Source organism: Burkholderia sp. Tr-20390, from assembly GCF_017104595.1.
Classification (GTDB): Bacteria; Pseudomonadota; Gammaproteobacteria; order Burkholderiales; family Burkholderiaceae; genus Burkholderia.
On sequence record NZ_JAAGPC010000267.1, the window covers coordinates 1 to 8,689 of the forward strand.

An 8,689-nucleotide genomic window follows, 5' to 3' on the forward strand; every position below is an offset into this window, starting at 1 on the left:
TCCCGACCAGCGCGTCGTGCTGCCCGGCGCCGCGCTGCTCGGCGCGCTGCTGACGCTCGCCGCCGATCTCGCCGCGCGCACCGTTGCCGCGCCCGCCGAAATTCCGCTGGGCGTGCTGACCGCGCTGCTCGGCGCACCGTTCTTTCTCGCGTTGCTGTGGAAGAGCCGCGGCGCGCTCGGCGGCTAACCCTTCTTTCACGACGATCATGCTGACCGCCCATCACCTCGACGTCGCCCGTCGACACAACGCGATCCTGCGCGACCTGTCGCTGTCGATCGAACCCGGCCGCGTGACCGCGCTGCTCGGCCGCAACGGCGCGGGCAAAAGCACGCTGCTGAAGACCTTCGCCGGTGAACTCACCGGCGGCGTCGCGCCGAATGGCGTGCGCGTGACCGGCGACATCACGCTGAACGGCGAACCGCTCGCACGCATCGACGCACCGCGGCTCGCGTGCCTGCGCGCGGTGCTGCCGCAGGCCGCGCAGCCGGCGTTCCCGTTCAGCGTCGACGAAATCGTGCTACTCGGCCGCTATCCGCATGCGCGACGCAGCGGTGCGACGTCGCATCGCGATCGCGACATCGCGTGGTGCGCGCTCGAACGCGCGGGCGCCGATGCACTCGTCGGCCGCGACGTCACGACGCTGTCGGGCGGCGAACTCGCGCGCGTGCAGTTCGCCCGTGTGCTCGCGCAGCTGTGGCCGGACGACGATGCGACGGAAAGCGGCCCGCGCTACCTGCTGCTCGACGAGCCGACCGCCGCGCTCGATCTCGCACATCAGCACCGCCTGCTCGAAACCGTGCGCGCCGTTGCACGCGAATGGCAGCTCGGCGTGCTCGCGATCGTGCACGACCCGAACCTCGCCGCGCGGCATGCGGATACGATCGCGATGCTCGCCGACGGCACGATCGTCGCGCACGGCACGCCGCGCGACGTGATGACGCCGGCGCACATCGCGCAGTGCTACGGATTCGCGGTGAAGATGGTGGAAACCGGCGACGGTGCACCGCCGGTGATGGTGCCGGCGTAGCGCGGGCGTGTGCCGCAGGTCGCATGAGCTTTGTGTCGCGCGATGCCCTGCTTGATCGATGGCAACGACTGTCACGGCGCATCATTCGCGCTTCGCGCATCCCCTTCAAGGAGACCCACGTGCCGCTTCCGATGACCCGCATCATCCTGTACGTCCAGGACGTCGCATTGCTGAAGGCGTTCTACCAACGGTATTTCGATCTACCCGTCGTCGAGGAAATCGAAAACGAGTGGGTCGTGCTCGGCGCAGGCGCCATCGAGCTTGCGCTGCATCTCGCCGGCCCGGCGTTCCGCCACGCGATGTCGGGTCACACGGAACCGCGCGCGGAAACCAGCCACGTGAAGTTCGTGTTCTCGATCGACCGTGACATCGCCGCACATCGCAATCGACTGGCCGGCAGCGGCGTGACGGTGCACGATCTCAAGCGCTATGAAGGGTTCGCGTACACGATGTACGACGGCATCGATCCGGAAGGCAACGTCTTCCAGGTGATGCAGGCCGACTGACTTTCCGTTCGGCCTGGGCGTTCACTCAAACGCCCCGGCCGACATCGCCGCCGCCCAGCGCCGCGAGACCGGCAAGCGTCCCTGCTCAATGCTCGAGATCCGCCGCACCGAACGTCCGCATCTTCCAGCCGAGCCGCACGGCGAGCATCCGCATCGAGAAGCCGGCCGCCAGCGCGACGACCGTCGCGATGCCCGCATCGACACCGAGATGCTGCATCCCGACATAGAGCCCGCCCGTGACGAACGCGACGCTCGCATACAGCTCCTCGCGCAGGATCAGCGGCATCTCGTTGCACAGCAGGTCGCGCAGCATCCCGCCGCAGACGCCCGTGATCGCGCCGGCCAGCACGACGATGATCGGCGCGGTGCCCGTCGACGCGCCGACGTCGCAGCCGATGATCGTGAACGCCGCGAGGCCGATCGCATCGACGGTGACGAACAGCGTCTTCATGCGCGTGACATGCCGTGCGACCCACGACGCGACCGTCGCCGCGACGAGCGTGATCACCAGGTACTCGGGATGCGCGATCCAGCCGAGCGGATAGTGGCCGAGCAGCACGTCGCGCACGGTGCCGCCGCCGAGCGCCGTCACCGCGCCGACGAGCGCGAGCCCGAAGCGGTCCATCCCGCGGCGCATGCCCATCAGCGCCCCCGACATCGCTTCCGCGACGATCGCAATCAGATAAAGCGTATGCATGGTGCGCGTCAGTCATCCGTCCGGAACAGGTCGAGCACGCGTTCGCGCTCGGCCGCATCGACCGCGGCAGGCATCGGCTCGGCAGGCTTGCCGTTGTTGCCCGACGCGTCGGACGCACCGCCCACCGCCGCCGCCCCGCCGCACGCGAAACGGCTGCGGATGTACGACGGCACGTCGGCCGTGCACGTGCCGCGCGTGTATTCGGCGTAGACGAAGTCGCCGTCGACGAGCGCGACGTCCTGCGGCGGCGTTGCCTCGACCGGCGTACGTCCGTCAACGGCCGTCTTCATGTAGTCGAGCCAGACCGGCAGCGCCAGCGACGCGCCGGTCGCGCGCCCCATCGGGCGCGGCGTGTCGTAGCCGAGCCACGCGACCGCGACGATGCCCGACGAGTAGCCGGCGAACCACACGTCCTTCGACCCGTTCGACGTGCCCGTCTTGCCGGCCGCGTCGTCGCGGCGCAGCGCGAGCGCGCCGCGCGCGGTGCCGGACTTCACGACGTCGCGCAGCATGCTGTCCATCACGAACGCGTTGCGCGCCGACACGACGCGCTCGCCCGACGGCGCCGTCGCCTCGTATATCGCGCCGCCATGACGCTGCTTCACCGACAGGATCAGGCGCGGCTCCATCCGCGTGCCGCCGTTCGCAAACACGCTGTACGCGCTCGCCAGTTCGAGCGGCGTCACGGCGCCCGCGCCGAGCGCGAGCGGCAGCGACGCCGGATTGCGCTGCGCGTCGAAGCCGAAGTGCACCGCGTGCTGCTGCACGTAACGCGCGTCGGTGGCCTGCATCAGGCTGACCGCGACCAGGTTCTTCGAGCGCATGAGCCCGCGCCGCACCGGAATGAAGCCCTCGTAGTTGTTGGCGAAATTGCGCGGGCGCCATGGCCGCGCGCCGGTTTCCTCATGTGTCAGCGTGCGCTGCGTATCGTCGACGAGCACGCCCGGGAAGTAGCCCTTTTCCAGCGCCGCCGAATAGACGAACGGCTTGAAGCTCGACCCCGGCTGGCGATACGCCTGCAGCGCATGGTCGAACACGTTGCGGTTGAAATCCGCGCCGCCGACGAGCGCGAGCATGTCGCCGGTTGCCGCGTCGAGCGATACCAGTGCGCCTTCGAGCCCGTTGCGCGCATCGCGCTGCGCGCGCGGCTGGCGGCTCAGCGTGCGGGCGAGCGACGATTCGGCCGCGCGCTGGTCGCGCATCGAGATCGTCGTCGTCACGTCGAGGCCGAGCGTATAGGCGTCGTCATGGAAACGCTCGACCATCATCCGGCGCGCGCGCTCGGCGACGTACGGCGCCGCCATGATCCCCGGCGGCGGCGTGGTTGCCAGCACGATCGGCGCGTCGACGGCCGCGTGATACGTCGCGTCGTCGAGCTGGCCGAGCGCATGCATGCGGCCGAGCACGTAGTTGCGCCGCGCGGTCGCGCGTGCCGGATTGACGACCGGGTTGAACGCGGACGGCGCCTTCGGCAGCCCCGCGAGCACGGCCGCCTCGCCCGCGCTCAGCGCGTCGAGCGGCTTGCCGAAATACACGTTCGCGGCCGCCGCGAAACCGTAGGCGCGCTCGCCGAGATAGATCTCGTTCATGTACAGCTCGAGCAGCTTGTCCTTGCTGTACTCGCGTTCGAGCTTGGTCGCCATCAGGATCTCGGCGAGCTTGCGGCTCAGCACCTTGTCGCGTGTCAGGTAGAAGTTGCGCGCGACCTGCATCGTGATCGTGCTGCCGCCCTGCCCCGGCTGCCCCGTCACGACGTTCGCGAACGTCGCGCGCGCGAGGCCGTTGAAATCGACCGCGCCGTGCTGGTAGAACTTCGCGTCCTCGGCCGCGAGCAGCGCCTGCCGCATCAGCGGCGGGATGCGTTCGAGCGGCACGAACTCGCGCCGCTCGACGCCGTATTCGGCCAGCAGGTCGCCGTCGCGCGAGAAGATCCGCAGCGGCAGCGCGGGACGATAGACGGCGAGGTGCTCGACGGACGGCAACTGCGTCCAGATGCGCTGGATCGTCCATGCGCCGATGCCCGCGCAGGCGACCGTCAGGCCGAGCAGCGCGCCCGCGAGCGTGCGCCACACACGGCGACGGCGTGGCGGTGGCGCCGGTGGTGGTGGCGGGGATGCGGTGTGGTCGGTCATGTCGGGCTCCTTCTTCGATGCTGCGACGGCCGGTGCGCGAGAGGAACCGACGGTCACGAAAGGCGCGCATTGTCGAAGGGATGGCACGAAACCGGAACATTCTTTAGCCAAAGTTTGGCTGGCTAAATTTTATTTAGGAAAGTGGGCGTGGGCCGTTCACGTCGCATCTGCGACCGCGTGACGCACCGTTGGACGAACCGTGCTGCGCGCGAGCAGGTTCGGCGGTAGCATCGTGTGATGTTCGATCGATACCTTGGCCTGTGGGGCCTCGTTCCTGACGGCGGCCCGATCCTGACCGCTAGCGGCGGCCTGTTGCCCGTCGTCTGGCAATCGCGGCCGGCGATGTTGAAAGTTGCTACCTGCGACGAAGAACGTCGCGGTAATGCGCTGATGACCTGGTGGAACGGGCAAGGCGCCGCACAGGTGTGGCTGCATGACGGCGATGCGATTCTGCTCGAACGGGCGCAGCCGGAACCGACGCTGGCCGGCTTTTCGGCATCGGGGCATGACGACGATGCGATGCGCATCGCGTGCGATGTCGTCGCGCGGCTGCATGCGCATCGTGCTTCGGAGCCGCCTTCGGTCGTGGCGCTGCATGACTGGTTTCAGGCGCTGCTGTCCGACGCTTCGGGCAATGACATGCTTCGTTGCTCGGGAACGGTCGCGCGCCAGCTGCTGGACGGGCCGGCCGTCGACGAAGTCGTCCTGCACGGCGACATCCATCACGGCAACATTCTCCATTTCGGCGATCGCGGCTGGCGTGCGATCGACCCGAAAGGGCTGCGCGGCGATCGCGCGTTCGACTATGCGAACCTGTTCTGCAATCCGTCGCACGATGTTGCGGTCGATCCGGTGCGGTTCGAACGGCGTGTCATGGTCGTGGCCGACGCTGCACGGCTCGATAGGCGCCGGTTGCTGCAGTGGATTCTCGCGTGGTCGGGTTTGTCGGCCGTGTGGCTGATCGAAGACGGCCTGTCGCCCGATACACGGCTGCAGGTCGCGACGCTCGCGGCGGCTGCGCTCGGCCTGTAGCCACACGCATCGCCCGTGAAAACGGGTTCATCATGAATTCCCGGGGAACGCGGGAAGACCGACGGCTCCCGGCCAGGAGGGGACGTTCGACAAGGGTGCGGGAATCGTCGACAATCAAGCCCGCTTATATAACCATTCCAACAAAGGCAAAACAATGATGACTTCCAGCGACGGCCTGACCAGTCCGGCACGTCTCCTGCGGATAGCCTCGTGGGTAATTGCGATCATCTTCGCTGTCTTTCTGAACATGCTCGGCAGTCTCGTGATTCGCGACATGGCCTTCGCTCCGAGGGGCGGGCCGCCCGTCGTCGAGCAATTCGCAGATGCGCCATTGAAGGCGCGGCTGGATGCAGCCCGGCGCGATCTGCAGGCACGGCACGACGCGCTTGCCGAGAAGGCCGACGCAATGGAGGTGGCTCGCGGACGCGCCGCGAAGGAGTACGCGGCCGAGAAAGAAAGTTTCCGCAACTGGCTGGCAACCCGCTCGGTGACGGGAGGCAGTGCGAGGGACCCGGACATTCTGGCGCGAACTCGCAAGCTGGATACGCTCCAGGCCGTGGTCGTCAACTGGCAGCATCAGATCGATGCGATCGGCGACCAGCAACGGGCCCTGGCGTCGCAGCAGACTCAAGTCGACACGCAAATCGCCGACGCGGACGCGGCAGCCCAACAGCGCTTCGAAAAGGCAAACCGGCATTACGAGTTGCAGGTGTTCGGACTGCGGCTTGCGCTCACGCTGCCGATTCTGCTGATGGCGATCTGGCTGTTCGTGCGCTATCGCAAGATGCGCTACTGGCCTTTCGTGTATGGCTTCGGCCTGTTTTCACTGAGCGCATTTTTCATCGAACTGGTCCCGTACTTGCCGAATTTCGGCGGCTATGTCCGGGTCCTGGTCGGCATTGCGCTCACGGTGTTCGCCGGCCTTTACATGATGAAGGCCTTTCAGCGCTATGCCGAACGCAAGCGGCTCGAATTGCAGCAGGACCAGGGAGAACGTGCGCGCACGATCGGATACGAAAAGGCCGTTCGCTCACTCGAGAAAAAGCGCTGCCCGTCCTGCGACAAACAATGGAATCTCGGCGGCGACGACTCCACGTTCTGCGTGCATTGCGGATTGCGGCTCTTCAACGTATGCGGATGCGGTGGCCGGAATTTCTTCTTCTTCCCGCATTGCCATCAATGTGGCGCGACGCAGGGCAATGAGTCGCCGGCGGCATCCGACTGACGGTCGGCGGGTTCGCAACACGCACTGGCTGGATTCCGTCGATGCCGGGTTGAATCCGCAGGTGACACCTGCCGTTGGAACCGCGGCCACCCGACCGTCGGAAACGGGGCGTCAAACGGGCCCCCTGGAAACCCGCGAAGAACCCGAAAAAAAGCCCGCCGGCATTCACCGGCGGGCTTTCACATCCAACTGCCTGAACGACGCTTACCGCGCCGGATTCAGCAACAGGTTCATGTGACGGTTCACGTCCTTGTACAGCAGGTAACGGAAACGCCCAGGCCCACCCGAATAACACGCCTGCGGGCAGAAAGCACGCAACCACATGAAGTCACCGGCTTCAACCTCGACCCAATCCTGGTTCAGCCGATAAACAGCCTTCCCTTCGAGCACATACAACCCGTGCTCCATCACGTGCGTTTCAGCGAACGGAATCACGCCGCCCGGCTCGAACGTCACGATGTTCACGTGCATGTCGTGGCGCATGTCGCTCATGTCGACGAAGCGCGTCGTCACCCATGCGCCGTTGGTGCCCGGCATCGGGATCGGCTCGACGTCCTGCTCGTTGGTCACGAAGGCTTCCGGCAGCGGAATGCCGTCGACGGCCTGATAGTGCTTGCGCACCCAGTGGAAACGCACCGCGGCATCGCTGACGTTGTGCAGCGTCCAATCCGCGCCCGGCGGAATGAACGCGTAGCCGCCCGGCTTCAGCACGTGCTTCGTGCCTTGCAGCGTCAGCTCGGCCTCGCCTTCGACGACGAACAGCACCGCTTCGGCGTTCTTGTCCTGCTCGGGCTTGTCGCTGCCGCCGCCCGGGTTCACTTCGACGATGTACTGCGAGAAGGTTTCCGCGAAACCCGACAGCGGGCGGGCGATCACCCACAGGCGCGTGTTCGTCCAGAACGGCAGCCAGCTCGTGACGATGTCGCGCATCACACCCTTCGGGATCACCGCGTACGCCTCGGTGAACATCGCGCGATCGGTCAGCAGATCGGTCTGCGGCGGGTGGCCGCCATGCGGCGCGTAATACGTTGTCTTAGACATAGTGCATCCAGGCAATGGGTTGGTCCGGCCCCGGGTGCCAACGGCATCGGGCGGCACGTACGCGCGTGGGGCACGCATGCGGCGGCGGGACATCGTTGCCGGGGTGGCTTGAAGGCGCATGCGCCTTCGTTCGGTCGGCCAGGCTTCGCGACGGGTTCGTCCGGTTCTTCGGACGCGGCGGCCCATGCTTGTGGGGCCGGCGACCGGGCCGTGGCGCTCGCGATCATGCGGCGAGGCGCGGCCAGCGGCACGGTGCGATGCCGTACGCGAGCATCGCCGACGATAGCGAAGTCGTCCGCAATCGACCAATTAAATGTTGCGATGGATTCCATTCGATTTCCCACTACTAGCCGGCAGCCGCGATACGCGGTAAGGACGCGCGAAACGACGCTCTGGCTATCAGGGAAATCCTGACGGGCGGGGCAACATGTACGTTCGCCGGGACGCTACAGGACAGGTGAAAAGCCGCAGCCGCTCTAGCGACACACGCGGTTAGCGATACTCCGGTTACGCAGACTGGATCCCGCCAACGTGCGCACGGCGGCAAGCCGCACCGCGCCAGTCACGAGCCGCCGTCAGGCCGCAGAACGGGGCCAACGGAAATCGAATGGAACGCGAATGGTATCGGCACTACTCGGACGCATTCAGTCACGAGAGTCGATGGAGTCGGAAAGCGGGGAAATACAGCGAGGCGGGAAACTTGCCGGCCCGTCGATCGGGCATCTGGCCGCGGCTGAGGAAGCCGGAAGGGTATTCGCCGGTCTGGCCGGCGATGACGGCCCGGCAGGCCGCCGGGCCGAATCTCGCGTCGGGTGCCGACGCCGTCGGCGCGCCGGTGCGCGGTTCGCGCACCGAGCCGCGCCAGCGGCAATCAGTCCCAGTCGCGGTGATGGTGATGCTTGCGGTGGCGGTAGCCACGATCGCCGCGACCGCCGTAATCGCGCTCGTACGAGCTGCGCGACATGTTGCCGCCGAGCGCCGCGCCGGCGCCGCCGCCGACCGCCGCACCCAGCAGGCCGCCCGTGCGG

Annotated in this window: 8 protein-coding genes; 5 read left to right on the forward strand and 3 right to left on the reverse strand. The window is 66.9% G+C overall.

Going from position 1 to position 8,689, the window contains the following annotated elements; all coding sequences use genetic code 11:
* The 3 genes from G3N98_RS36695 to G3N98_RS36705 all read left to right on the forward strand — a co-directional run.
* Positions 1-187, forward strand: a 187-nt coding sequence (locus G3N98_RS36695) for an iron chelate uptake ABC transporter family permease subunit (protein ID WP_206150856.1), incomplete at its 5' end; no start/stop codon positions are given.
* Positions 188-206: 19 nt separating this feature from the next.
* Entirely contained in the window at positions 207-1,028 is an 822-nt protein-coding gene (locus G3N98_RS36700; RefSeq protein WP_206150857.1) for a heme ABC transporter ATP-binding protein, read from the forward strand.
* Between the two features lie 119 nt (positions 1,029-1,147).
* Positions 1,148-1,534 (forward strand): VOC family protein, encoded by a 387-nt coding sequence (locus G3N98_RS36705; RefSeq protein ID WP_206150858.1) that lies wholly within the window; start codon positions 1,148-1,150, stop codon positions 1,532-1,534.
* 85 nt (positions 1,535-1,619) lie between these two features.
* Here G3N98_RS36705 and G3N98_RS36710 read toward each other — a convergent pair whose 3' ends face one another.
* Together G3N98_RS36710 and G3N98_RS36715 are read right to left on the reverse strand one after the other, a co-directional pair.
* Positions 1,620-2,231, reverse strand: coding sequence for a trimeric intracellular cation channel family protein (locus G3N98_RS36710; RefSeq protein ID WP_089475798.1), 612 nt, complete (start codon positions 2,229-2,231; stop codon positions 1,620-1,622).
* 8 nt (positions 2,232-2,239) lie between these two features.
* Complete coding sequence (locus G3N98_RS36715) at positions 2,240-4,363, reverse strand: PBP1A family penicillin-binding protein (RefSeq protein WP_206150859.1); 2,124 nt, start codon at positions 4,361-4,363, stop codon at positions 2,240-2,242.
* A 237-nt stretch (positions 4,364-4,600) separates the two neighbouring features.
* Here G3N98_RS36715 and G3N98_RS36720 point away from each other — a divergent pair, with 237 nt between their 5' ends.
* Positions 4,601-5,395 (forward strand): aminoglycoside phosphotransferase family protein, encoded by a 795-nt coding sequence (locus G3N98_RS36720; RefSeq protein WP_206150860.1) that lies wholly within the window; start codon positions 4,601-4,603, stop codon positions 5,393-5,395.
* A 157-nt stretch (positions 5,396-5,552) separates the two neighbouring features.
* Positions 5,553-6,620, forward strand: coding sequence for a zinc ribbon domain-containing protein (locus G3N98_RS36725; RefSeq protein ID WP_206150861.1), 1,068 nt, complete (start codon positions 5,553-5,555; stop codon positions 6,618-6,620).
* Between the two features lie 204 nt (positions 6,621-6,824).
* Here G3N98_RS36725 and G3N98_RS36730 read toward each other — a convergent pair whose 3' ends face one another.
* Entirely contained in the window at positions 6,825-7,661 is an 837-nt protein-coding gene (locus G3N98_RS36730; protein ID WP_039349877.1) for a bifunctional allantoicase/(S)-ureidoglycine aminohydrolase, read from the reverse strand.
* Positions 7,662-8,689: the final 1,028 nt, after the last annotated feature.

What these genes read in the sequence shown, in the direction of transcription:
- G3N98_RS36700 (WP_206150857.1), top strand. Translation starts at nt 207, where the DNA reads ATGCTGACCGCCCATCACCTCGACGTCGCCCGTCGACACAACGCGATC.
- G3N98_RS36710 (WP_089475798.1), bottom strand. Translation starts at nt 2,231, where the DNA reads ATGCATACGCTTTATCTGATTGCGATCGTCGCGGAAGCGATGTCGGGG.
- G3N98_RS36715 (WP_206150859.1), bottom strand. Translation starts at nt 4,363, where the DNA reads ATGACCGACCACACCGCATCCCCGCCACCACCACCGGCGCCACCGCCA.
- G3N98_RS36720 (WP_206150860.1), top strand. Translation starts at nt 4,601, where the DNA reads ATGTTCGATCGATACCTTGGCCTGTGGGGCCTCGTTCCTGACGGCGGC.
- G3N98_RS36725 (WP_206150861.1), top strand. Translation starts at nt 5,553, where the DNA reads ATGACTTCCAGCGACGGCCTGACCAGTCCGGCACGTCTCCTGCGGATA.
- G3N98_RS36730 (WP_039349877.1), bottom strand. Translation starts at nt 7,661, where the DNA reads ATGTCTAAGACAACGTATTACGCGCCGCATGGCGGCCACCCGCCGCAG.